Origin of the sequence: Enterobacter sp. CRENT-193 (genome assembly GCF_002787395.1) — a bacterium.
GTDB classification, from domain to species: domain Bacteria; phylum Pseudomonadota; class Gammaproteobacteria; order Enterobacterales; family Enterobacteriaceae; genus Enterobacter; species Enterobacter hormaechei_C.
In genome coordinates this window covers 4,506,653-4,531,521 of record NZ_CP024812.1, presented here as the reverse complement: position 1 = coordinate 4,531,521, position 24,869 = coordinate 4,506,653, and the positions used below count along the sequence as shown (strand labels likewise).

General features: G+C 55.2%; 24 protein-coding genes and 1 other RNA gene. 15 read left to right on the top strand and 10 right to left on the bottom strand.

Annotation, left to right across the window (positions count from 1 at the left end; genetic code table 11):
• Nucleotides 1–48 precede the first annotated feature (48 nt).
• The 5 genes from CU081_RS22580 (at nt 49) to amtB (ending at nt 5,938) form a co-directional block, all read left to right on the top strand.
• A complete protein-coding gene (locus tag CU081_RS22580; protein WP_015571267.1) occupies nt 49–507 on the top strand; it encodes an Lrp/AsnC family transcriptional regulator in 459 nt (152 codons plus the stop codon).
• Between the two features lie 30 nt (nt 508–537).
• Nucleotides 538–2,292, top strand: a complete 1,755-nt coding sequence (locus CU081_RS22575; protein ID WP_022650483.1) for a SmdA family multidrug ABC transporter permease/ATP-binding protein — start codon at nt 538–540, stop codon at nt 2,290–2,292.
• Nucleotides 2,285–4,066, top strand: coding sequence for a SmdB family multidrug efflux ABC transporter permease/ATP-binding protein (locus tag CU081_RS22570; RefSeq protein WP_022650484.1), 1,782 nt, complete (start codon nt 2,285–2,287; stop codon nt 4,064–4,066). Before CU081_RS22575 ends, CU081_RS22570 begins: the two co-directional genes overlap by 8 nt.
• 211 nt (nt 4,067–4,277) lie before the next feature.
• A complete protein-coding gene (glnK, locus tag CU081_RS22565) occupies nt 4,278–4,616 on the top strand; it encodes a P-II family nitrogen regulator (RefSeq protein WP_006809867.1) in 339 nt (112 codons plus the stop codon).
• Nucleotides 4,617–4,651: 35 nt separating this feature from the next.
• Nucleotides 4,652–5,938, top strand: coding sequence for an ammonium transporter AmtB (amtB, locus tag CU081_RS22560; protein ID WP_022650485.1), 1,287 nt, complete (start codon nt 4,652–4,654; stop codon nt 5,936–5,938).
• A 93-nt stretch (nt 5,939–6,031) separates the two neighbouring features.
• On the opposite strand, the gene tesB is transcribed toward amtB, so the two are convergent.
• Nucleotides 6,032–6,892 carry an acyl-CoA thioesterase II gene (gene tesB, locus CU081_RS22555; protein ID WP_022650486.1) on the bottom strand — a complete coding sequence of 287 codons (861 nt, stop codon included), beginning with the start codon at nt 6,890–6,892 and terminating at the stop codon, nt 6,032–6,034.
• A 203-nt stretch (nt 6,893–7,095) separates the two neighbouring features.
• Here tesB and CU081_RS22550 point away from each other — a divergent pair, with 203 nt between their 5' ends.
• On the top strand, nt 7,096–7,623 hold the full coding sequence (locus CU081_RS22550; RefSeq protein ID WP_003859018.1) for a YbaY family lipoprotein: 528 nt from the start codon (nt 7,096–7,098) through the stop codon (nt 7,621–7,623).
• 37 nt (nt 7,624–7,660) lie between these two features.
• Here CU081_RS22550 and CU081_RS22545 read toward each other — a convergent pair whose 3' ends face one another.
• A complete protein-coding gene (locus CU081_RS22545) occupies nt 7,661–7,972 on the bottom strand; it encodes an MGMT family protein (protein ID WP_003859016.1) in 312 nt (103 codons plus the stop codon).
• Between the two features lie 170 nt (nt 7,973–8,142).
• Between CU081_RS22545 and ffs the strand changes: the two genes are divergently transcribed.
• An RNA gene (gene ffs / locus CU081_RS22540) (signal recognition particle sRNA small type) lies at nt 8,143–8,239 on the top strand.
• 121 nt (nt 8,240–8,360) lie between these two features.
• Here the strand turns inward: ffs and CU081_RS22535 are convergent.
• The gene (locus CU081_RS22535; protein WP_225622200.1) at nt 8,361–10,850 is read right to left on the bottom strand and encodes a BsuBI/PstI family type II restriction endonuclease; all 2,490 of its coding nucleotides are present in this window, start codon (nt 10,848–10,850) and stop codon (nt 8,361–8,363) included.
• A gap of 422 nt (nt 10,851–11,272) precedes the next feature.
• On the opposite strand from CU081_RS22535, the gene CU081_RS22530 reads away from it, so the two are divergent.
• A complete protein-coding gene (locus CU081_RS22530; RefSeq protein WP_006809862.1) occupies nt 11,273–11,524 on the top strand; it encodes a hypothetical protein in 252 nt (83 codons plus the stop codon).
• Entirely contained in the window at nt 11,521–11,736 is a 216-nt protein-coding gene (locus tag CU081_RS22525; protein WP_015571263.1) for a hypothetical protein, read from the top strand. The genes CU081_RS22530 and CU081_RS22525 overlap by 4 nt, the downstream gene beginning before the upstream one ends.
• Nucleotides 11,737–11,806: 70 nt before the next feature.
• Here the strand turns inward: CU081_RS22525 and yczR are convergent, their stop codons facing one another.
• Nucleotides 11,807–13,228: a MocR-like transcription factor YczR gene (yczR, locus tag CU081_RS22520; RefSeq protein ID WP_022650488.1), complete on the bottom strand. Its 1,422-nt coding sequence runs from the start codon at nt 13,226–13,228 to the stop codon at nt 11,807–11,809.
• An 84-nt stretch (nt 13,229–13,312) separates the two neighbouring features.
• On the opposite strand from yczR, the gene yczE reads away from it, so the two are divergent.
• From yczE to CU081_RS22505, 3 genes are all read left to right on the top strand, one after another.
• Entirely contained in the window at nt 13,313–13,924 is a 612-nt protein-coding gene (gene yczE, locus CU081_RS22515) for a membrane protein YczE (RefSeq protein ID WP_022650489.1), read from the top strand.
• Nucleotides 13,925–14,001: 77 nt separating this feature from the next.
• Complete coding sequence (locus CU081_RS22510) at nt 14,002–15,072, top strand: LacI family DNA-binding transcriptional regulator (RefSeq protein ID WP_022650490.1); 1,071 nt, start codon at nt 14,002–14,004, stop codon at nt 15,070–15,072.
• Nucleotides 15,073–15,175: 103 nt separating this feature from the next.
• Nucleotides 15,176–18,265 carry a beta-galactosidase gene (locus CU081_RS22505; RefSeq protein WP_022650491.1) on the top strand — a complete coding sequence of 1,030 codons (3,090 nt, stop codon included), beginning with the start codon at nt 15,176–15,178 and terminating at the stop codon, nt 18,263–18,265.
• A 51-nt stretch (nt 18,266–18,316) separates the two neighbouring features.
• Here the strand turns inward: CU081_RS22505 and CU081_RS22500 are convergent, their stop codons facing one another.
• On the bottom strand, nt 18,317–19,876 hold the full coding sequence (locus CU081_RS22500) for an EAL domain-containing protein (protein WP_022650492.1): 1,560 nt from the start codon (nt 19,874–19,876) through the stop codon (nt 18,317–18,319).
• A 216-nt stretch (nt 19,877–20,092) separates the two neighbouring features.
• On the opposite strand from CU081_RS22500, the gene CU081_RS22495 reads away from it, so the two are divergent.
• A complete protein-coding gene (locus tag CU081_RS22495) occupies nt 20,093–20,353 on the top strand; it encodes a type B 50S ribosomal protein L31 (protein ID WP_015571255.1) in 261 nt (86 codons plus the stop codon).
• A gap of 2 nt (nt 20,354–20,355) precedes the next feature.
• On the top strand, nt 20,356–20,496 hold the full coding sequence (ykgO, locus tag CU081_RS22490) for a type B 50S ribosomal protein L36 (RefSeq protein ID WP_003859006.1): 141 nt from the start codon (nt 20,356–20,358) through the stop codon (nt 20,494–20,496).
• Here the strand turns inward: ykgO and CU081_RS22485 are convergent.
• A complete protein-coding gene (locus CU081_RS22485; RefSeq protein ID WP_022650493.1) occupies nt 20,493–21,203 on the bottom strand; it encodes a GNAT family N-acetyltransferase in 711 nt (236 codons plus the stop codon). The two genes, ykgO and CU081_RS22485, sit on opposite strands and share 4 nt — an antisense overlap.
• 101 nt (nt 21,204–21,304) lie before the next feature.
• On the opposite strand from CU081_RS22485, the gene pdxR reads away from it, so the two are divergent.
• Nucleotides 21,305–22,765, top strand: a complete 1,461-nt coding sequence (pdxR, locus tag CU081_RS22480) for a MocR-like pyridoxine biosynthesis transcription factor PdxR (protein WP_022650494.1) — start codon at nt 21,305–21,307, stop codon at nt 22,763–22,765.
• Here pdxR and CU081_RS22475 read toward each other — a convergent pair.
• The 4 genes from CU081_RS22475 to tomB form a co-directional block, all read right to left on the bottom strand.
• On the bottom strand, nt 22,737–23,204 hold the full coding sequence (locus CU081_RS22475; protein ID WP_022650495.1) for a YlaC family protein: 468 nt from the start codon (nt 23,202–23,204) through the stop codon (nt 22,737–22,739). The genes pdxR and CU081_RS22475 overlap by 29 nt on opposite strands.
• A 116-nt stretch (nt 23,205–23,320) precedes the next feature.
• Entirely contained in the window at nt 23,321–23,872 is a 552-nt protein-coding gene (maa, locus tag CU081_RS22470) for a maltose O-acetyltransferase (RefSeq protein ID WP_022650496.1), read from the bottom strand.
• A 208-nt stretch (nt 23,873–24,080) separates the two neighbouring features.
• Entirely contained in the window at nt 24,081–24,299 is a 219-nt protein-coding gene (locus tag CU081_RS22465; protein WP_015571250.1) for an HHA domain-containing protein, read from the bottom strand.
• A gap of 27 nt (nt 24,300–24,326) precedes the next feature.
• Entirely contained in the window at nt 24,327–24,701 is a 375-nt protein-coding gene (gene tomB, locus CU081_RS22460) for an Hha toxicity modulator TomB (protein ID WP_006809850.1), read from the bottom strand.
• Nucleotides 24,702–24,869: the final 168 nt, after the last annotated feature.

Here is a 24,869-nt window from a genome sequence, read left to right as displayed (position 1 = left end):
ACCTTTAAAATAGAATGTAAGGAGAATAATTTTCTCTTCGAGGTGGCTATGTTAGATAAAATTGACCGTAAGCTGCTTTCTTTGCTGCAAAGCGACTGTACCCTCTCTTTGCAGGCGCTGGCAGATGCCGTTAATCTGACCACCACACCGTGCTGGAAGCGCCTCAAGAAGCTGGAAGATGATGGCATTCTGCTGGGACGTGTGGCGCTGCTGGATCCCGAAAAACTGGGGCTTGGACTGACCGCCTTCGTCCTGATAAAAACGCAGCATCACAGCAGCGAATGGTACTGCCGCTTCGTCACGCAGGTTTCCGACATGCCCGAGGTGCTCGGCTTCTGGCGCATGGCGGGGGAATACGACTATCTGATGCGCGTTCAGGTGGCAGACATGAAGCGCTACGATGATTTTTACAAGCGGCTGGTCAATAGCGTACCGGGCTTGTCCGATGTCACCTCCAGCTTCGCCATGGAACAGATTAAATACACCACAGCGTTACCCATTGAATAACTTCTTAAAATACCTTCAGGAAAAGACCGCGTGCGATTATTTGCCCAATTAAGCTGGTACTTTCGTCGGGAGTGGCAACGCTACCTCGGCGCAGTGGCCCTGCTTATTATCATTGCCATTCTGCAACTGTTCCCCCCCAAAGTGGTGGGCTACGTCGTGGATGGCGTTACCGAACAACATTACACCGCCGCACGGGTGATGATGTGGGTCGGTACGCTGGTGCTGACGGCCGTGGTGGTTTACCTGCTGCGTTATGTCTGGCGCGTGCTGCTGTTCGGTGCGTCCTATCAGCTTGCCGTTGAGCTGCGCGAGGACTTTTACCGTCAGCTGAGCCGCCAGCACCCTGAGTTTTATCTGCGTCACCGTACCGGGGATCTCATCGCCCGCGCCACTAACGATGTAGACCGCGTGGTGTTTGCCGCCGGTGAAGGGGTGTTAACGCTGGTGGATTCCCTGGTGATGGGCTGTGCGGTATTGATTGTGATGTCTACGCAAATTAGCTGGGAGCTCACGCTGCTGGCGCTGCTGCCAATGCCGCTGATGGCGCTGGCAATTAACCGCTACGGCGAGCAGCTCCATGAACGCTTTAAGCTGGCGCAGGCGGCGTTCTCGTCGCTGAACGATCGCACCCAGGAGAGCATGACCAGCATCCGCATGATCAAAGCGTTTGGTCTGGAAGACCGCCAGTCCGCGCTGTTTGCCGCCGACGCCGCCGATACCGGCGCGAAAAACATGCGCGTGGCGCGTATTGATGCCCGTTTCGATCCGACAATTTATATTGCGATTGGTATGGCGAACCTGCTGGCGGTGGGCGGCGGCAGCTGGATGGTGGTGCGAGGCACCATGACCCTCGGGCAGTTAACCAGCTTTGCGATGTACCTTGGGCTGATGATCTGGCCGATGCTGGCGCTGGCCTGGATGTTTAATATCGTTGAACGTGGGAGCGCCGCTTACAGCCGCATCCGCGCCATGCTGGCGGAAGTGCCGGTCGTGAACGATGGCAGCGAGCCGGTACCGGAAGGTCCGGGTATTCTCAAGGCTGATATCCGCGCCTTTATCTACCCGCAAACGGAACATCCGGTGCTTGAGAACGTCAGTTTCACGCTGCGTCCTGGTCAGATGCTGGGCATCTGCGGCCCGACGGGCTCCGGTAAAAGCACCATTCTGTCACTGATTCAGCGCCATTTTGACGTGAGCGAAGGCGATATCCGTTTTCACGACATCCCTCTGCCACGTCTGCTGCTGGATGACTGGCGCAGCCGCCTGGCGGTCGTCAGCCAGACGCCGTTTTTGTTTTCAGACACCATTGCCAATAATATTGCGCTCGGGTGTCCGACGGCGACACAGGACCAGATCGAGCACGTGGCGCGTCTGGCCAGCGTCCACGAGGATATTCTGCGCCTGCCGCAGGGCTACGACACGGAAGTGGGTGAGCGGGGCGTTATGCTCTCCGGCGGACAAAAACAGCGTATCTCTATTGCCCGCGCGCTACTGCTGGACGCTGAGATCCTGATTCTGGATGATGCGCTGTCCGCGGTTGACGGGCGTACTGAACATCAAATTCTGCATAACCTTCGCCAGTGGGGAGAGGGGCGCACGGTCATCATCAGCGCGCACCGTCTGTCGGCGCTTACCGAAGCCAGTGAAATTCTGGTGCTTCAGCACGGACATATTGCCCAGCGTGGTCAGCATGAGCAGCTCGCCGGGCAGACCGGCTGGTATCGGGATATGTACCGCTATCAACAGCTTGAAGCCGCGCTGGATGAGGAGGTGGCCGATGCGTAAGTTTGGACAGATGTGGCCGACGTTAAAACGGCTGCTGGCCTATGGCTCACCGTGGCGCAAACCGCTTTCCATCGCCGTGCTGTTGCTGTGGATCGCCGCGATTGCGGAGGTGACCGGTCCGCTGCTTATCAGCTATTTCATCGATAACATGGTAGCGAAAAGCTATTTGCCTCTCGGCCTGGTCGCCGGGCTGGGCGTGGCGTACGTCGGGCTACAGCTGACGGCGGCAGGGCTGCATTACGCGCAGTCACTGCTCTTTAACCGGGCCGCCGTGGGCGTGGTGCAGCAGCTGCGCACGGACGTGATGGATGCCGCGCTGCGCCAGCCGCTGAGCGAGTTTGATACCCAGCCGGTCGGGCAGGTTATTTCGCGCGTCACCAATGACACCGAGGTGATCCGCGACCTCTATGTAACCGTTGTTGCAACGGTTCTGCGCAGTGCCGCGCTAATTGGCGCGATGCTGGTGGCGATGTTCAGCCTGGACTGGCGGATGGCGCTGGTGGCAATCACCATTTTCCCGGCGGTGCTGATCGTGATGGTGATTTACCAGCGCTACAGCACGCCGATCGTGCGCCGCGTGCGCGCTTACCTTGCAGATATCAATGATGGCTTCAACGAAGTGATCAACGGCATGAGCGTTATTCAGCAGTTTCGCCAGCAGGCGCGTTTTGGTGAGCGAATGGGGGAAGCCAGCCGCTCGCATTATATGGCGCGGATGCAGACGTTACGCCTGGACGGTTTCCTGTTACGTCCGCTGCTGAGCCTCTTCTCGGCGCTGGTGCTGTGCGGACTGCTGATGCTGTTCGGCCTGACGACGCGCGGAACCATCGAGGTGGGGGTACTGTACGCGTTTATCAGTTACCTCGGACGCCTTAACGAACCGCTGATTGAACTCACCACGCAGCAGTCGATGCTGCAACAGGCAGTGGTCGCGGGCGAACGTGTATTCGAGCTAATGGACAGGCCGCGTCAGACCTATGGCGATGACGAACGCCCGCTGGAAAGTGGATCCATAGCGTTTGATCATGTCTCGTTTGCCTACCGCGACGACCAGCTTGTCTTGCAGGATATCAACCTCGAGGTACCGTCGCGTGGTTTTGTCGCCCTGGTTGGGCATACCGGCAGCGGCAAAAGCACGCTCGCCAGTTTGCTGATGGGCTACTATCCGTTGACGCAGGGGGAGATCCGTCTGGACGGACGGCCGCTTGCCTCTCTTAGCCACAACGCGTTGCGTAAGGGCGTCGCGATGGTGCAGCAGGATCCGGTGGTGCTGGCGGATACCTTTTATGCCAACGTGACGCTGGGACGTCCTTTCACCCCTGAGCAGGTATGGGAGGTGCTGGAAACGGTGCAGCTGGCGGATCTGGCGCGCGGGTTAAGCGAGGGGATCAATACCCGGCTGGGTGAGCAGGGCAACAACCTCTCCGTCGGGCAAAAGCAACTTCTGGCGCTGGCGCGCGTGCTGATTGAGACGCCGCAGGTGTTAATTCTGGATGAAGCGACAGCAAGCATTGACTCCGGTACCGAGCAGGCGATCCAGCAGGCGCTGGCTGCCGTGCGGGATCACACTACGCTGGTGGTGATCGCCCACCGCCTGTCAACGATCGTCGATGCCGATACCATTCTGGTGCTGCACCGTGGCCAGGCCGTTGAACGGGGTACACACAGAGCGCTGCTTGAGGCAAAAGGACGCTACTGGCAGATGTATCAGTTGCAGCTGGCAGGCGACGAACTGGCCGCCAGCGTGCGCGAGGAAGAGTCACTCAGCGCCTGATGCACCATAACAAGGCAATGCGCTAACAGACTTAACCGTTGGTGCAAAACTGAAACGCACCCTGCACTGCCATGGTGCGTTTTTTTTCACTTTTTCCCGGCGCATGCGCGCTGCGGCGCTTTCCTCCTCACCTTTCACTTCTGGCACACCCTTTGCAATATCACTCTCGTGTTAGCTGCGGCCATTACCGAATTCTGACTGGAGGGGATATATGAAGCTGGTTACGGTGGTAATCAAACCATTCAAACTCGAAGACGTGCGTGAAGCGCTGTCTTCCATGGGTATTCAGGGACTGACTGTCACCGAAGTGAAAGGCTTTGGGCGTCAGAAAGGTCATGCCGAGCTTTATCGCGGGGCGGAATACAGCGTTAACTTCCTGCCAAAAGTGAAAATTGATGTGGCGATTGCCGACGATCAGCTTGATGAGGTGATTGATGTCGTCAGCAAAGCGGCCTACACCGGAAAAATTGGCGACGGCAAAATTTTCGTTGCCGAACTACAGCGCGTTATTCGCATCCGTACCGGCGAATCTGACGAAGCGGCGTTGTAAGTAACTCCTGGCACACAGTGATAGGGATCGAGAAAATGAAGAAAGCAACAATGAAAACAGGTCTGGGGTCGCTGGCACTGCTGCCGGGCCTGGCAATGGCTGCACCTGCTGTGGCAGACAAAGCCGATAACGCCTTTATGATGATTTGCACCGCGCTGGTGCTGTTCATGACGATTCCGGGGATCGCGCTGTTTTACGGCGGCCTGATTCGCGGCAAGAACGTACTCTCCATGCTGACGCAGGTTGCCGTCACGTTCGCGCTGGTGTGCGTGCTGTGGGTAGTTTACGGTTACTCGCTGGCCTTCGGGGAGGGCAACGCCTTCTTCGGCAACGTTAACTGGGCGATGCTGAAAAATATCGAACTGACCGCGGTAATGGGCAGCTTCTATCAGTATATTCATGTCGCGTTTCAGGGCTCATTCGCCTGCATCACCGTGGGGCTGATTGTGGGCGCGCTGGCTGAGCGTATCCGCTTCTCTGCGGTACTGATTTTCGTGGTGGTCTGGCTGACGCTCTCCTATATCCCGATTGCGCATATGGTCTGGGGCGGTGGTCTGTTGGCTTCCCATGGCGCGCTGGACTTTGCGGGTGGTACCGTTGTGCACATCAACGCCGCGGTAGCAGGCCTGGTAGGCGCCTACCTGATTGGCAAGCGCGTGGGCTTCGGGAAGGAAGCATTCAAGCCGCACAATCTGCCGATGGTCTTTACCGGCACCGCCATCCTCTACTTTGGCTGGTTCGGCTTCAACGCAGGTTCAGCCAGCGCCGCTAACGAAATCGCTGCACTGGCCTTCGTGAATACCGTTGTGGCAACCGCCGGCGCTATCCTCTCATGGGTATTTGGCGAGTGGGCCGTTCGCGGCAAGCCATCGCTGCTGGGTGCCTGTTCCGGGGCGATTGCCGGTCTGGTAGGTATTACGCCAGCGTGCGGTTACGTGGGCGTAGGCGGTGCGCTGCTGATCGGTATCGTCGCAGGACTGGCGGGGCTGTGGGGCGTTACCGCACTGAAACGTGTTCTGCGCGTTGACGATCCGTGTGATGTATTCGGCGTGCACGGTGTGTGCGGCATTGTCGGCTGTATCATGACCGGTATCTTTGCTGCCCAATCTCTGGGCGGTGTGGGTTACGCAGAAGGTGTAACCATGGGGCATCAGGTGCTGGTACAGCTGGAAAGTATCGCAATCACCGTTGTCTGGTCGGGTGTTGTGGCCTTTATCGGTTACAAGCTGGCTGATATGACCGTAGGGCTGCGCGTGCCGGAAGAGCAGGAGCGCGAAGGCCTGGACGTCAACAGCCACGGCGAGAATGCCTATAACGCATAATTTGAGTGCCTTGCCGGGCGGCGGCTTCGCCTTACCCGGCCTGAAAAAGCGTAATTTGCAGGCCCGGTAAGCATAGCCACCGGGCTTTTTACATCACCCGCGATTACGCATCACACCTTCCTGCACGGTAGAAGCCACCAGCACACCATCCTGGGTGTAAAATTCCCCGCGAACAAAACCGCGCGCGCTGGACGCAGAGGTACTTTCCACGCTGTAAAGCAGCCATTCATTCATATCGAATGGACGGTGGAACCACATGGAATGGTCAATTGTGGCTACCTGCATCCCTTTTTCGAGGAAGCCCACACCGTGCGGCTGTAGCGCAACCGGCAGGAAGTTGAAATCCGACGCATAACCCAGCAGATACTGATGCACGCGCAAGTCTGCCGGTACGCTGCCGTTGGCGCGGATCCACACCTGACGGGCGGGCTCAGCGGTATGCCCCTTCATTGGGTTATGAAATTCGACCGGGCGGATCTCCAGCGGTTTATCGCACAGAAACTTCTCTTTTACCTGCGGCGGCAACAGATGCGCGAGTGCGCGGGCTATTTCGGTTTCCGATTTCAGATCGTCCGGCGACGGGGCAGGCGGCATCTTTTTTTGATGTTCATAGCCCGGCTCTGGCGCCTGGAAGGAGGCGGTCATGTAGAAGATGGGTTTCCCATGCTGGATGGCCGCCACGCGACGGGCGCTGAAGCTTTGGCCGTCACGCAGAACTTCCACGTCGTACACAATCGGTTTAGCGCTGTCACCGGGGCGTAAAAAGTAGCTGTGGAATGAGTGCACCAGACGGTCTGCCGGAACTGTCTCCTTAGCGGCATATAGCGCTTGCCCCACGACCTGGCCCCCAAAAACCTGGCGTAAGCCTAAATCTTCGCTCTGTCCGCGAAAAAGCCCTTCTTCTATTTTTTCCAGGTTCAGCAATGTCAGCAGATTGTTCAGTGCCTGACTCATAGTGGTCCTCAATAAACGCCGTGGCGAAAGATACGCTGAGTATAACGCAGAAACGATAGTGGTCCGATGGGTAGAATAATCTTAATACCTGGGCAAAATTAGGCATTAATCCGTGATTTGTGCCACACTTGTTTATGTTATGTGAATAAAACGACATCGGATGGGATCGATCCCGCCGGTGCATTGATGATAAGGAGACTTCAATGAAACTCGTGCCTATGTTAAGCGGTGTTGCAATGGCGGTGGCGTTGTCCGCCTGTGCGGATAAGAGTGCCGATGTAGCGGTACCAACGGCGACCCCAAACGGGATTAACACCCTTTCACAGCAAGCTATTCGACAGCCTAACGTGTCCGGTACCATCTGGATCAAACAGAAAGTCGCTCTGCCGCCGGACGCGGTTTTAACGGTCACGTTATCCGATGCGTCTCTGGCGGATGCACCGTCTAAAGTCCTTGCACAGCGTGCAGTTCGTACAGAGGGTAAACAGGCGCCGTTCAGCTTCGTGCTGCCGTACAACCCGTCTGACGTCCAGCCTAACGCGCGTATCCTCCTGAGCGCGGCGGTAACGATCAACGATAAGCTGGTCTTTATCACCGATACCGTACAGGAAGCGGTCAACAAAGGCGGCACCAAAATCGACCTGACCCTGGTACCGGTGCAGCAAACTGAAGTGCCTGTTGCAACGCAAACCAATCAGCCGACTCTGCCTACACCCCCAACACAGATGTAATTTTCCTTCGCCCTCTCCATGTTGACGGGAGAGGGCGTCAGTACTCCCAGCGATACTTCTGCATATCAATCTGTCCTGCCCCGGACACCTGCACCCCTTCTGAGAGTAATGCCTGACGCTGGCGCTGCAAGTCTGGCCCGGTGAGGGAAATGGCGCCATGGCGATTGACGACCCGGTGCCACGGTAACGTGCTTCCCTCCGGTAGCCTTCTCAGCACGCCTCCAACCTGACGCGCCGCGCGCGGAGAACCCGCCAGCCGGGCGACTTCCCCATAGGTCGTGACACAGCCTTCCGGAATCGAAGCCACGATTTGCCACACTCGCTGTGGGAAAGTGTCATGTTCGTCCATTGTTTCTCCTGCGGGAAATCAGCGAAGGGTAATGTTATACGAAGATAAAGAAGATTGTCGGGGCAGTTTGTGCAATAATCCAGCATCCGGTTGCCAGCGGCTTGCAATTGAGGTGCTCCACAGGGATAATGCGCCAGCGCGTTGGTTATCAACGCTCTCAATGGGGGCTCTGTTGGTTCTCCCGCAACGCTACTCTGTTCACCAGGTCAGGTCCGGAAGGAAGCAGCCAGGGCAGACGACGTGGGTGCCGGGATGTAGCTGGCAGGGCCCCCACCCATTTGTGCTTACGCTAAGTCGTATAGCTTAAAACCTCATTTCTTTGCCAACAATCATTCTGATATAGAGCCGATTATATCCGGCTCCCTTAATCGAAGATGACGTTTTCGGTTTAAGTATGGGGTCCAAGGAATCGATCGCCGTTCAGGTGGATCATATGGGTTGGAGCATCAGCTACCCAGACCTCTGTTTCCCAGGATAATTCCATCAGATATTTTGCCATCACTTTCCGGTCAGGGAAGGCTGTAACGTATACCAATCCGGGTTTAGCAGAAGCAAATAATTTTGCTAACTCACCGTGACGCTTTCCATCGACGGGCCCGTGGGAAGTAACTGATTCAATTAACAGTAGCCAGTTGCGTTTTTGCCAATAAAGAACAACATCGGGCGGTTTACCTTTCTGATCAACATTTACTCCCAGTTCCGCAAGTCGATCTTTTCTAAAATGATCTTCCTTCGCGCCAGTATCTCCGATGTAAATAACTTCTGCTTCAGGTGCGAAACGAGGACCAAACTCAACGATGATATCCTTGATTAGCTGGCTATGCGCACCGGGGCTTAATTCTAATTCAGTACCGTCATTCAGCTTTAATGGCACCATCTCCATTTTTCGCGCCATGGCATACTGCTCAACTAAGGTCGGTACGTTGCCCATATGTTCTTCAAGCGCTGTTTTCCATTTGGCAGAACCATAGTTTAATAACACGGTATGTAGTTCAGGCGCTATCTGATAGCAAGCTTTAGGGGAGTTAACGGGGCGATTGGGTTTATCCGGATTGTATATAGCTATTCCGCCATCACAAAACTGATGAAGCGTTTGTCGACGGAAGGTTTCACGCGTGTTCGGGGCGTACTCTTTTCCGTAAACGTCTCTACACCAATCCATGATCGGTGTCACACCCAACATTGGGCGTTCAATTTTCTCCCACTCGCCATCAGGATGAAGATCAAGCAATGCGAGCAAAGTTAAAGCCGAACGCTCGTTTATTTGAGCACGAGGCATTCCAAGTTGACGCAACACATCAAGAGCTTGCTCTATTTTTTCCTGCGCTTTCAACGGGTCAGCGATTTTTCCTTTCGTCATAAGATCTAACTCCCTGTTAATAATTTCGTCAATTTGATTCTGTTTAAGCACTTCCTCATCGAACTCACTACCCATTTTTCGCAATACTTGCATTGATGGATAATGAATTGATCTTAAATCAGAGGCATTTACCTGAGTATGCCCACCAAACTGACGGTAATACTTATCCAGCAAAGTGCAGTTCAGATAGACATAAAGCCCGCGGGCGAGATCCGCATCCATACCCATCTTCTGAATATGGAATACATTGGTTTTATTATCGAAACCGATCAACTCGCCAGGAAGTGAGGAGTCATATAATGTTGCGACAATGCGACGCTTCTCCTCTTTGCTACTAAATCTTTTCAAAATCAGGAAGTAGCCCTGGTTTTTCCATAACCAGGGACGTGATGATTCGGAAACCCTAATTGCATTAGGCTTTTTCCCATCAAGGGGCCAATTCACTTTGCCGTTCAAATGCTGAGGAAAAAGTAGCGGCACTGACCCGGAATCCATTCTTTCTCTGAGGTCCTTTTTAAGGCGAAAGTCAACTACCGGCCCAGTACTAACCTGAATATTAAGCTCGTCCAGAGTTGTTGTAAAAGGGGATAATCTCTCGATTATGTCCTGTTCTCTGGGACTTGCAGCGATATGAATGAACTTTTGTTTGTCTGCTGGGTTAACTATTTTGTCTATCGACACCTTGCGCTGCGTCATATCGGTGGCCGTGATTTGCCCGGATTCTTCATCAAGATGAAAATCTGACGTTGGGCTGGAGGTGATAATAACCTGCCCCTGCGGAACGCCTTTAACACAGTGAATGATGATATTTTCTTGAAGCACTTCATCCTCAGCAAATGCCGCATTACGGGAGTCGAAAATGTGGATGTGCTTGATGGACGTTTCAGTGAGTAAATGCTCACGGAAAGGCTGATAGTAAGGGCCATTACAGAAAGAGCGTGGAATAATCGCCACTAACTCTCCTCCCTTTTTCAGCTGTTTCAAAGCTAACGCCACAAACCCAGAGTATAGGTTGACCGTTTCTATGCCTGCATTGCGTAAAGAGGCCCGGTGAGCGCTCGTCGAGAGAATTTTTTTATAAGGGGGATTCATAATCACATGGCTATAAGTCCCTGGCTCTTCACTAGTCGATATATTTTTAGCCAGAAGACTTGCCTCAAGTATGTAATCTACCTTACTAATTTTATGGGTTAATTTTCCATTTGCAGCCTCATCACAGGCTTTCAGTGTCTTGCTAAGATACGGAAGCATCACGTCTGCAATGTCGATGGCGTCGAGCTCCATCTTGTCGACATCAAGGCGCAACGCTCGTTCTACAAACGCCGCAGAGAGCGACCCCACTCCGCAGCCTGGATCGAGTAGCTTGATGTCACCTTTTATGTCGTCAAACAGGCTTGCCATGAACAGACAAATCGGAGCCGGTGTCATAAACTGACCGAGTGCAGATTTTGTCTTTGGATTTAACAGCTTATTCGCTTCTTTTCTATGCTGATCAGCCAGTTCCAACAAGCGCATCATATTTCCACTAGGTAACAAAAAAGTTCAAATTGCATACTGCTCCTGTGTCATCCGGAACAATATTAAGAGTCAGAATGCGTCACATGCCGACAATGTTACTACAAACAGAGCAGCGATCAGGATATCTTTAGTCCGTAAAAGGCCGCTTTGCCGATCGCCAGCCTATCCTGCGCCACCGCTAATGGTAAACCCAGTGTCAACAGTCCATAGCTGTTCAACGGTTGCTTTACCGGTTCTGCTATCCTGGCGTGTAATACAGCCTTCATTTAACTGAAATAATAATGTCATAAACCTGTAATAATAGACTGTCATTTTATTTTCGGATGCCTTTATTCTGTCATAAGCTAAAAAATATATATCTGGATAACAAACTTATCTTCGTGTATTAAATTAAACACGTGTTCCGAAAGGATGTGACAATCATGGTTACTGCGGTTTTAAACGTTAAAATTGATGAAGCGCTAAAAGAAAGACTTCGCCACTATGCGGAAGACAATAATGAGAATTTAAGCGTGACCACAGAGAAACTGCTGCTGCTGGCATTTGAAGCAGTAGAAGAGGCGGGAGTATCGGAAGAGGATGTTGATAATCAGCATACGGAAGAAGAGAGCGTAACTCCATTTACTCCTAAAGAAATCAAAGCACTACGTAAACTTCTGAAGAAGAGAAAATGAAACAACAACTATCGACTGCCAGTGACTACAACGAGGCCTGCAATCTGTTACGTTCCGGCTACGTGAAACATGTTCGTCTTGGCTGGAATGTAGGAAGTGATGAGTTCTTTCGAATTGCGTCTGACTGGTGTGATACCGGTGCAAAAATAAAGAAAGAAGGGGATAATTTCATTATTTCGCTGAAAGGCTTCCCGATTCCTCCTCAACATTAAGCTGTTCTTCATGAAAACTGCTGACTGCATGCGTTACAGTCAGCAGTTTTTATTGTTTCTGGCGAATAATTTACACCAGGCTCCGTTTTACTGGCGCTACACTTTTATTTAACGCACGCCACAGCGGTTTGATCCGCAATAATGCCTCTTCAAGTTCCGGCGGACTGAGTGAGAAGGGCATTCGCAGATAGCGGTCAAACGCGCCTGAAAGCCCAAAGCGCGTGCCGGTGCCCATAATGATGCCTGTCGTCTCGGCGCGTGCCGCCAGCTGCGTCGCCAGCATGCCGGGTAATTCAATCCAGTATGAGAGCCCTCCCTCCGCTTCCTGAAACCGCCATTCGGGGAAATGTTCCCGCAGCATCTGGCCGCAGCGGTCGCGACGTTCTGCCAGCATTTCCCGCCGGGCAGGCAGGAAGGTTTCACTGTTTTCGATAAGCCACAGCGTGGCCAGTTGTTCCAGCACCGGAGAACCCAGATCCAGCGTGTCGCGCGTCTGCGCGAGCGTGGCGATAGTGCGGGACGAGGCGCGGATCCAGCCGAGACGCAGCCCACCCCAGAAACTTTTGCCTGCGGAACCCAGCGTCATCACCGCGGCCTCCGGGTTAAAGGCGGCCAGCGGCGGCGGCGGGGGAGCATCGAACCAGAGATCAACCATGGTTTCATCCACCACCAGCGTGGTGCGGGTTTGCGCGGCGATGTCGGTTATGGTCTGGCGCGTCGCGGCATCCATGCAACGCCCGGTCGGATTATGAAAATCCGGCATCAGATAGGCCAGACGCGGGGCGGTCTGGGCGAGCGTTGCGGCAAAACCGTCGGTATCCCAACCCGTTTCAGGCAGCGAGACGCCCACGGGCCGGCATAGTGCTCCCTGAATGGCGGCTATTGCCAGCGGGTAAGTGGGATGATCCACCACCACGCGATCCCCGGGACCGGTCATCATTCTTAAGATCAGGGCAAAGCCGCTGACGGCGCCGTTCACCACCATCACTTCGTCTGCCCGGGTGGGCAGACCGCGTGCGGTGTAGCGGGCGGCGATAGCTTCACGCAGCGCCGGAAGCCCAAGCTGATCGTACCCGGTCAGCGCCAGATTCGGCGTGATGGCCGTCAGCGCGTGGGCGTAGGCCTGGTGGATCTCTGGCCCCGCGTTGAGCGCGGCGGTTGAGAGATCCAGCGCCGCACTGGCTGTGGAAAGCGTGGGCACGGCGCGGCTGTCTGGCAGGATCGCCCGCGAACCGCTGCCGTGACGGCTCTCCAGATAACCTTCTTCCCGCAGATGTGCCAGCGCGCTGCTGATGGTGGTGCGGCTTACGCTCAGTGCGGTGGCCAGCTCCCGCTCTCCGGGCAGGCGCGTGTTTAGCGCCAGCCTGCCATCCAGAATTAACAGGCGTAACGCGTCAGCCAGCTGGCGCCACAGCGGGGTACGGGAAGAGGCTTGCTGCCAGTGCCCTAACAGGCGTACCAGAGACTGGCTTCCAAAACGACGTGATGACATGTGCAGTCCACTATTTGAAAACTGGACATTAATCATAGTGCCATTTTCACCGAAGATGGAACCTGGTACTTCGGAGAAGAGAAAATGGTACGTCGTCTGGTACAACTTTATGTCGGTTTAGGCCTGTACGGGCTTTCAACCGCGATGTTTATTCGTTCGGATCTGGGTGTCGACCCTTGGGATGTCTTTCACCTTGGCGTCGCCATCCAGACAGGGATGAGCATCGGCACGGTGATTATTTTAACCGGGGCAGCGGTGCTGCTGCTGTGGATCCCGCTGCGTCAGCTGCCGGGGCTGGGCACTATCAGTAATGTGATTTGTATTGGTCTGGCGGCAGATGCGTCAATGGCGCTGATCCCTGAGCTCACCTCGCTGCCCGTGCGCATCACCCTGCTGGTTTCCGGCATTGTGGTTAACGCCCTTGCCACCGGGATGTATATCGGCGCGGGTTTTGGCGCAGGCCCGCGCGACGGCCTGATGACCGGCATACACGCCCGGCTGGGCTGGTCGATCCGCAGCGTGCGTACCGCGATCGAGGTGACTGTGTTGATCGTCGGCTACCTCCTCGGGGGAGCGTTTGGCGTTGGAACCGTGCTGTATGCATTAACCATCGGCCCGCTGATCCAGCTTTGTTTGCCGTGGTTTCGCCCGAGACCGCGCATTCAGAAAGCTGCACAGCCGGAGCGGATTGTTTAATTTTGCGAAGCGCTCACAGGCTATGATGGCGTAACTGTGTCAGAATAGAGACTTCTCTTTTCACGACGCCAGAATGTATGAAAGCGATCACTCTTTATGACGTTGCCCGCGTGGCAGGCGTTTCTTATCAGACCGTTTCCCGGGTGATTAACGACGCGGAACACGTTTCTGCCCGTACGCGGGAAAAGGTCCGGCAGGCCATGGCGGCGCTACACTATGTGCCCAACCGTGGCGCGCAGCAGCTGGCCGGGAAACGCACCCGTACGCTGGGGCTGATGACCAGCGATCTGGCGCTACATGCGCCGTCGCAAATCGCCTCAGCTGTAAAATCCCGGGCAGTGGAGCAGGGGGCTAGCGTACTCATCTCCATGGTGGAGCAACCCGCGCAGTGTCAGGCTGCTTTGCAGGAATTACTGGCGCAGCGCGTAGAGGCGCTGCTGGTGAACGTTCCGCTGGAAGATGCCCTGGCAGAAATGCTTCAGGAAATGGCCTCGCCGACCCCGGTTCTTTTTCTCGATGTGTCCCCCACAGCTCGGGTTAACAGTCTCGTTTTCAATGCCGAACAGGGCGCTGCCCTGGGGGCAGAGCATCTGCTTTCGCTGGGGCACCAGCGAATTGCGCTGCTCGCCGGGCCGGAAAGTTCTGTCTCTGCCCGGGCTCGTCTGGCGGGATGGAAAACCACGCTGGCTCAGGCCGGCGTGGAGGCGTTTGCGGTGGCGCAGGGCGACTGGAGCGCGGCTTCGGGCTATGAGAAAGGGCATCAGCTCCTGGCGGGCGCGCAGCTGCCGGAGGCGATCCTCGTCGCTAACGATCAGATGGCGCTTGGCGTTTTACGCGCCTGTGCGGAAAAAGGCGTTGCGGTACCGGGGCAGATCTCGGTTGTCGGGTTTGATGATACGGCTGACAGCGCGTGGTTTTCACCTCCGCTCACCACCGTTCGGCAGGCGTTCCGCGAGGCCGGTGAGCGCAGCGTGGAGTGGCTGATGGCACCTGCCCATCACCACGAACGCAGGCAGGAACAACTTCCCGTTACGTTGATCGTGCGTCATTCCACCGCGCCGCGCGCCGCACAGCAGGCCGATCGTGAAGATCTTGCGCAACAGCTCAGAACGCTGGCGCTGCTGGCGGAGAAACTGGCGCGCAGCTAGCACTTTTGTGATCGTGCTCGCCTGGTGACGATCAAAGTCTTTACCGCCACCGTTTACCAGGGCATGTTGGCTAAAATTGTGAGCGCTTCGCAAAGAGGTTGATATGTCTTCTACATTGCCGCTGACCCTCAGCGCACTTCTGGCGCGTCGTGACTGGGAAAACCCGGGTGTGACGCAGTGGAATCGTCTGGCCGCACACGCGCCTTTTCATAGCTGGCGCGATGAAACCTTCGCCCGCGAGGATAAGCCTTCGCGGAGCAAGCGTCTGCTTAACGGCATCTGGCGATTCAGCTTTTTCCCGGCGCCAGAGCAGGTTCCGGAGGCATGGATAACGGACGATCTGGCTGATGCCGTTGAGATGCCCGTGCCGTCGAACTGGCAGATGCAGGGATTTGATACTCCCATCTATACCAACGTCACCTATCCGATAAATGTGAACCCGCCCTATGTTCCGGTTGAAAACCCAACCGGTTGTTACTCGCTCACATTTGAGATGGATGACGCCTGGATGTGCAGCGGGCAAACCCGCATTATTTTTGACGGGGTGAATTCAGCTTTTCATCTGTGGTGTAACGGCCAGTGGATGGGCTATTCGCAGGACAGCCGTCTGCCTGCGGAGTTCGATCTCAGCGCGGTGCTGCGACCGGGGCAGAACCGCCTGGCGGTGATGGTGTTACGCTGGTGCGACGGAAGCTATCTGGAAGATCAGGACATGTGGCGGATGAGTGGCATTTTCCGTGACGTCTCGCTGCTGCACAAGCCGGAAACGCGAATTGCCGATTATCAGATCGTGACCGATCTGAATGCCGAATGCGATCGGGCGATACTCCGGGTTGACGTTGCGCTGGAAGGCACACGCTACGCCGAATGCGAGGTGGCGTTTACCCTGTGGCGTAACGGCGAAGCCTGCGCGCAAACCACGCAGCAGCCCGGATCGGCCATCGTGGACGAACGCGGCAGTTGGGCAGAACGGCTTAGGGTGGCGATACCCGTGAACGCTCCTGCGCTATGGAGCGCTGAAACACCGGAATGCTATCGGCTGACAATGTCGCTTCGGGATGCGCAGGGTAACGTGCTGGAGACTGAAGCCTGCGATGTCGGTTTCAGACGCGTCGAAATCAGCAACGGCCAGCTGAAGCTTAACGGCAAACCGCTGCTGATCCGCGGCGTGAACCGTCACGAACATCATCCTGAGAAGGGGCAGGTGATGGATGAGGCGACCATGCGCCGCGACATCGAACTGATGAAGCAGCATAACTTCAACGCCGTGCGCTGCTCGCATTATCCGAACCATCCTCTGTGGTACACGCTTTGCGATCGCTACGGCCTGTACGTGGTTGATGAGGCGAATATTGAAACCCATGGCATGGTGCCAATGAGCCGCCTGGCGGACGATCCGCGCTGGCTGCCTGCCATGAGCGAACGCGTAACGCGTATGGTGCAGCGGGACCGGAATCATCCGTCCATCATCATCTGGTCCCTGGGGAATGAGTCCGGGCATGGGGCGAATCACGATGCGCTGTACCGCTGGCTGAAAACCACCGATCCCACGCGGCCGGTGCAGTATGAAGGCGGCGGCGCCAGTACGGTGGCAACCGATATTGTCTGCCCGATGTACGCTCGCGTCGATCAGGATCAGCCGTTCCCGGCGGTGCCAAAGTGGTCGATTAAAAAGTGGATTGGTATGCCGGACGAAACCCGTCCGCTGATCCTGTGCGAGTATGCCCACGCGATGGGCAACAGCTTTGGCGGCTTTGCCAGCTACTGGCAGGCATTCCGCAGCCATCCCCGGTTGCAGGGCGGCTTTGTCTGGGACTGGGTCGATCAGGCGCTGACGAAAAAAGCGGAAGACGGCACGGTATTCTGGGCCTACGGCGGCGATTTTGGCGATAAGCCCAACGACCGTCAGTTCTGCCTCAACGGGCTGGTGTTTCCCGATCGCGCTCCGCATCCCGCCCTTTACGAGGCGCAGCGTGCCCAGCAGTTCTTTACCTTTACGCTGGTGAGCACCGCTCCGCTGGTCGTCGAGATCCAGAGCGATTATCTGTTCCGTCATACTGACAACGAGTATCTGCGATGGTCGGTGGCGCGTGACGGTGCGGTACTGGCTTCCGGCGAAATACCCCTTTCTGTTGCGCCCGAGGGGACGCAGCACGTTGAGATCCCGCTGCCTGAACTTGTCGCTGAGCCGGGCGAGGTCTGGCTCAACGTGGAGATCGTTCAGCCGCAGGCCACGTCGTGGTCGCCGCCCGGCCACCGTTGTGCCTGGGATCAGTGGCCGCTCCCGGCGCCGCTGTACCTTGCGCCACCGAAAGCAGGCGGAACCCCTCCGCAGCTAACGGTGCAGGACGAGGCGCTGGACATTACTCATCAGCAGCAGCGCTGGCAGTTTAGCCGTCTCACCGGAAACTTGACCCAGTGGTGGAACGAGGGCGCTGAAACGCTCCGTTCTCCGCTAACGGATAACTTCACCCGCGCGCCGCTGGACAATGACATTGGCGTCAGCGAGGCGACCCGCATCGATCCGAACGCGTGGGTGGAACGCTGGAAAGCGGCAGGGATGTATGAGATGTCCGCGCGCCTCCTCCAGTGTGAAGCGGAGCAGCATAACCGTGAGGTGATAGTGACCACGCAGCACGTCTGGGAGCATCAGGGTAAAGCGCTATTTATGAGCTGCAAGGTCTGGCGGATTGATGACCACGGGGTGCTGCACGGTGATGTGCAGGTGACGGTGGCGTCTGACATTCCTGAGCCCGCTCGCGTGGGCCTGAGCGTTATGCTGGCGGATATCCCGGAAACGGTGCGCTGGCTGGGACTAGGCCCGCTGGAAAACTATCCGGACAGAAAACTGGCGGCGCAGCAGGGACGCTGGGCGTTACCGCTGGAAGAGATGCAGACGCCGTATATCTTCCCGACGGAGAACGGTTTGCGCTGCGACACCCGCGAGCTGACGTTTGGCTCCCATCAGTTGCAGGGACAGTTCCATTTCTCCCTGAGCCGTTATAGCCAGCGGCAGCTGCATGAGACAACGCATCAGCACTTGCTGCGGGAGGAGGCTGGCTGCTGGTTGAATCTTGATGCGTTTCACATGGGCGTAGGGGGGGACGACTCATGGAGCCCGAGCGTAGCCCCGGCCTTCATTCTGCAAAACCGCCGGCTGCGCTACACGTTTAGCTGGCAGCAGAACGGCTGAGCCGAAACGTGCGGCCACTGCCGTGGCCGCACGTAACACCGCACAATCGGTTTATTTCCTGAGGTTGTGCGCGGCCCAGAGAATGAAATCCTCTTTAGGCAGCGCCTTGCTGAAATACCAGCCCTGGCCGTACTGCACGCCGTGGCGATGCAACCATTCGATCTGCCCTTCAGTTTCAATGCCTTCTGCGACCATCGCCAGTTTAAGCGATTTGGCCATTTCGATGATGTGGGGAGTCACGTGCTTGTACTCCAGCGCATCCACAAAGGATTTATCAATCTTCAGAGTATCGACATCCAGATCCTGCAAATAGCTCAGGCTGGAGTAACCCGTGCCAAAATCATCAATGTAGATAGCGTGCCCGGCGCGGCGAAATGCAGCGATAGCAGGTACGCTGACGGCAGGATCGGCAAACCCGCGCTCGGTTAATTCAAGGGCGATCTGGCGCGGGTGGACGCCCCATTTGTTGAGCAACTGACTCAGCTGGCGAGGCAGCTCGGGGGACGTTAAATCCGATGGCGCAAGGTTGACAGAAATATGCAGTTCCGGGTGATGGTGTAGCCAGGCGCCTAGATCCTCAAATACCTCATTTACCACTAGCCGCGTCAGCGTTGAAATAAGCCCTGTCTGCTCAGCCAGCGGAACAAAGAGATTAGGCGACAGGTTACTGCCATCTGGCTGCGGCCAGCGCATCAGCGCTTCAGCACCCACCAGTTTTCCACTACACAGCGCCACGATGGGCTGGTAGTGAACCTCGATCTCCCGGTTGTTGATCGCGTCGATCAGGCGGTGACGCGGGGACAGCAAACGGCGGAGAATGCGCAGGACAATAAGGGCAGCAACCAGGCTTAGCAGTATGCCAGCCGGTAGCCAGATGATCAGTTGCTGGTGCCAGGAAGCCGCCAGCGGTTTTAACGACACCCAAGCGATCACCGTAAACCCCAGTTCGGGTACAGGTTTCATCACGTACATTGAGCCGTTGTATTGCACGCGCGTAACGTCCTGCTGCTCCTTAACGACAGAGAGAATATACGGGTCGAGAACATTGCTTCTGGCAAATATATGATGGGTTGAGCTGCCCACCAGGGCGGCATCCATTGAGATTTCACCAAACGGAACAACATCCACAAGCGACGCCGGATCGACCATTACCAGATAATGTCCTTTCCCCAGAACGGCCATATAACGCTGAATGCCGAGGTCGTTTTGCGAGGTGAGCCACGCGCTATAACCATCTTCTGTGATCCGCATTGGGGGCGGTAAGATCGCCGTATCACTGGATTGTTCAAGCGATGAGCAGAGCGGTTTCAGGTTATCGATATACATCACTTCCTGGATATAGCGCCATGAGAACGCGACCCGGCGCATTTCGCGTAAATGCGGGGGAGTGCAGGGCGGGGCGTGGAATGTCTGTAGGTGCGTGAGCGCCTGTTTTGCCTGCGCAACGACTCTGTCGGTACGGATCAGGACACGCGAGGCATAGCTGTCCAGCGCGTCCACAAATTTCTCCTCAGCCTGACGATGCGCCAGCCAGATACTGAGGCACACAGGGACCAGCACAGAGAAGATCAGTACGCCTGTCACCAGGCTGACCAGATGTCGGGTACGCATGCTGTTTTATCCTTCCCATATGCCCGCCCCGGGCCTGGAGTTTGCGCGCCAGAGGAAAAAGTTTTTATCGGTAAATGATATAGTTATAGCATGCAACCGTCTCAGACAGGTATCTGAATAAACCTTTCAAAAACAGTCTGTGCGTCACAGGGGTTGTTTTTGCAGCAAAGCTCAGATAGTATTTTGTTATGTTATAACAATACATAAAGGCCAGAGATGAAACCGAATATCCATCCAACCTATCGCACCGTTGTGTTTCACGACACCACGGCTAATGAATATTTTAAAGTTGGCTCAACGATTAAGACAGATCGTGAAATTGAGCTTGAGGGGAAAACGTATCCTTACGTTACTCTTGATGTCTCCTCTAAATCACATCCGTTTTATACCGGGAAGCAGAAGACCTTCTCGACAGATGGCAGCGCGGCACGCTTCCGCAAGCGTTTTGGCGGCTTTCTTGATGCGAAGCGAGGCTAATCATGCAGGTGCTTAACTCATTGCGCAGTGCAAAACAGCGTCACCCGGATTGCCAGATAGTCAAACGCAAGGGACGCTTATACGTGATTTGCAAATCTAACCCGCGCTTTAAGGCGGTGCAGGGGCGTAAAAAAAGGCGCTAGACGCGCGTTTCTCGCCAGCTTTCCAGGGATCTTTTCTGTTTGCCATCGGCAGTAAAATTGTCGGTGGCAAGCCAGCTTTCAAAGGCGCTCGCCAGCGCTGGCCACTCTTTGTCGAGAATTGAAAACCAGTCGGTGTCCCGGTTTCGGCCTTTAATGACCAGCGCCTGGCGAAAACGCCCTTCAAACTGAAAGCCAAGACGCAGGGCCGCTTTGCGGGAGGGTTCGTTCAGGCTATTGCACTTCCATTCATAACGCCGGTAGCCCAGGGTATCGAACACGTACCGCATCAGCAGATACTGCGCTTCTGTCGACATGGGCGTGCGGCTTAACAGTGACGAGAAGTGAACATGTCCCACTTCCACGACGCCGTTTTTAGGATCGATCCGCATCAGGGACAGCGTCCCGACAGGAGACTGGGTCTGGTTATCGATAACGGTAAAGTGGATGGGATCGGCTAATTCGCTTACGCTCGCCACCCATTCGGCAAACTCCTCTGCGGTGGCATCGGGCTCACGCAGCAGCCACGTCCAGCTTCGGGTATCTCCGGCCACGGAATACGCAGAGAACAACGCGTGGGCATGCTCCATGCGCAGCGGCTCAAGCCGACAATAGCGACCCTGAAGTACCACCCGGGACGGGTGCGGCCGAGGCTGCCAGTCGATAAGGCTTTCCCCTACAGGTTGACCAAACTCATTGAATGTATTCATCTTTATTTCCATGATGTTAAGAAGATCTCCAGATTAATGAATTGCTGGTTCCTTAAAAAGAACCACCAGGTTATGTTTTTCTGGTACCACAAGGAGGAATGATGAATATACCGGGTGATGAGCTATACACCTTGCTCCATGCTGCGCTGAAAAAACGTGGGACAGAGACGCTCCAGCGCGCGCTCTATCTTGCTTTGCGGGAGGCCATACTGTGCGGAAGGCTTCGTTCCGGCAGCCATTTGCCCGGCTCACGAACGCTGGCGCATCAGATCTCGGTGTCCCGAAATACCGTCAACGCGGCGCTGGACCAGCTCACGCTCGAAGGTTATTTGCTGCGTAGCCGCCAGGGCACGCGGGTGGGGCAATTCGCTCCTCGTACGATTGCCCGGACATTACCGGACCCGGAAGTCAGGCTGACAAAACGTGTCGCCCGGCTGCCCGCGCCTGTGCCGCGTGACACTCCGGTGATGGCGTTTACGCCGGGAACGCCTGCCATCAACTATTTCCCCTTGCCGCTGTGGCGGCGGTTGTACGATCGCGTCCTGCGCGAGGAGGGAAGCGCCCTGTTAGGGTATGGCGACCCTGCCGGCGAGCCGTCGCTACGGGCCGCCATTGCCCGCCATCTTGCGCTCTCCCGCGGCATTGACTGTGACGCCAGCCAGATAGTGATAACCGAAGGGGCGCTGGAGGGCGTCAATCTGTGCACAATGCTGTTAAGCGAGCCGGGGGATGTCGCCTGGGTGGAAAATCCCGGCTATAGCGGCGCCAAAAGCGCTTTTGTCAAAACCGGTCTGGCGATGACCGGCATACCGGTGGATGACGAGGGGATGTGCTGGGAAGGGCTGTGTGCGCCTTCACCCACGCTGATTTTTACCTCGCCATCGCATCAGTTCCCTTACGGAAGCGTACTCAGCGCGCGGCGGCGTCTGGCGCTGCTGGAACTGGCCCGGCAGCACAACGCGTGGATCATTGAGGACGATTACGACAGCGAATTCCGTTATACCGGTGAGCCCGTCCCGGCGATGCTGGGTATGGTCAACAACGCGCCCGTTGTGTATCTGGGGACGTTCAGCAAAACGCTGTTTCCGTCGCTCCGAATGGGGTTCATGGTGTTACCGCCAGCGCTGGCGAAGGCGGCACGTCCCGCCATCGGCTCGCTGCTGCGCGGCGGGCATCGCGCTGAACAGCGCACCCTGGCGCTGTTTATTGAGGAAGGCCACTATGCGCGACATCTTGCCGCCATGCGCCGACTTTATCGTAAGCGATACCGCCAACTGCGAGAGGTGCTAAGCGCAGAGCTTCATACGCCGCACCGTGTTCTTGCCGGAGAAGGAGGGATGCACCTGGCGCTGGCGATTGACGGTATCGACGACCAGCGGCTGGTGGAGCAGGCAAGAGCGTTTCAGCTGGCACCCGCTGCGCTGAGCGGATATTACCTTGAGACGAAGCAGGGGCAAACCGGTCTGGTTTTAGGTTACGGCAATACCTCTGCTTCGCAGTTTGCGCCGGGTATCCGACGTCTTCAGGCGTTAATTACGCAGCAGTGGGGCGGGAAAGGGTAAAGACATCATAAAAAGAGAGCTGGCCCTTGGTGGTGACCATTTTCTGCAACTTCTCTTTTTGCCCGGCTTCGACAGCCGGCGAGTGCAGGATGCTGTCGATCAGCTCCTTCGGCACGTAACGCGTGTTGTACCACTCCCCGTTGTAGCACACGCGGAAATCGAGTACGTCGATATCTTCATACCGGTAACGCGGATTGACGTCGAAAAAGAAAAACGCGTTAAACACCACGAACAGCACTACCAGCAGCCAGACGGAATCGACCAGCGTTTCAGACTTCAGCATGACGATAAGCGTTGCCAGCCAGGCGGCGTACATGGCGACGAACAACCCGGGGTGTTTGCGAATAAAGCTGATGCTAAAGCGCGGGCGATTGTCGCGCTTTTCGCGAGTATTGAGATCGTCGATGGTGGCGGTAAGCAGGCGCTGTATCTCTGTCATTTTTTGCCTTTATGATTGTTGAAAATACAGGTGATCTGCTTATTTTATGAGAGGGGTTTACGCGATGAAAGTAACAGTTATGCCAGGAAAAAGCATAACAGTTACTCAGGATGCGCTTAGAGCATTTTAATGATTTTCGCCGGATTGCCGCCCACGACAGCATTGGCCGGCACGTCTTTGGTCACTACCGCGCCGGAAGCGATAACCGCATTATCGCCAATGGTTACGCCCGGGTTAATGATCGCACGTCCGCCGATCCAGACGTTATCACCAATGGTGACCGGTTTACCGTACTCCAGCCCGCTGTTACGTTCGGTCGCATCCAGAGGATGCGTGGCCGTATAAATGTGCACCCCCGGCGCAAGCATACAGTTATCGCCAATGCGGACAGGGCAGACATCCAGCATGACGCAGTCAAAGTTGGCATAAAAATTTTTGCCCAGATAGATGTTATACCCGTAGTCGCAGCGGAAGCTCGGTTCTATATAGGCGCCTTCGCTTTGGCCCAGCAGGTCAGCTAATAAGGCGCGACGTTCGGCCTTCTCATCGGGTGCGGTATGGTTATAGCGGTGAACAAGATGACGCGCGCGTAAACGGTCAGCCCTCAGCGTGTCATCGCCAGGGCGGTAATATTCACCTGCAATCATCTTCTGTTTTTCTTCACTCATGGGAACCTCTCTGGAATCGTTTTACGCAGCGTAAAGAGGATTAACCAGAAAGGGAACGTTCCCTAAAAGCGGCTGTGACGGGAGTCACAACATTTATGCGCATAAATACGTTTTATACGGGAACCTGGCGTTTGCACTTGAAGCGTAATTCGAAAGGTAAATTCAGCTTAACAACGGGCGTAGTGCCTTTACAGTCTCTCTTCAACGATTAACGAACAAATTTCCATACCGAAGAGGGGATCTTGTCATACAGTTTATTCATGGTTAGTTCAGCCAGACGATGGTCGGCAGCTGAATAAAATACCGCCAGTTCATTATCAGAGAGCTCGTATTTATTTTTTTCAATAACACGTTCGAGGGTGTCAATTGACTGGCAGCGTCGCAGGCGCATCAAATAATCGACTTTTGTTAATGGTTTATCAGACATAAATTCACCTTAGTAATTGTAATAATTTTAACAGGAAAGACTAACCGGATTAGCTCTGCTGACATTAGTGAAGCAGCGAAATAGGCGGTTTCCTGATTTACGCCATTTCTGCAAATCCTGTGCGTTAATGCCGTAGCTGCTGAACAACATAAAGGTGTCGTCCAGGTATTCATCAATTTGCTCTATCAACTTATTATCTTCATTGTACTTAATTTTATAATTAAGTGCGAAGGTGGCGATATGCTCGATCAGCTCGTTAAGCTGTAAATTGATAGCAGACGTTGGATCGTTCACCCAGCCATGGTTACTTTCTTCAAGATTGGCAAGGCAGTCATGGTACAAGGATTCGCAGAGAAATTTCAACTGCGCGATATCATGCCTTTTTGGCGAGTACTCGTCCATAGCGCATCCCCTTCTGAGTGATTTCTTACTCACCGAACATCATGTCGGGATGGATACAACTTGCTTAGCCACATGGGAGCTGTGTTCCTGATAAGTCTAACTATAAGCCACTCTGATCAAGATTTCACCGCGCTATTACGAAAAATTACAATTAAATCGTTACTGTGC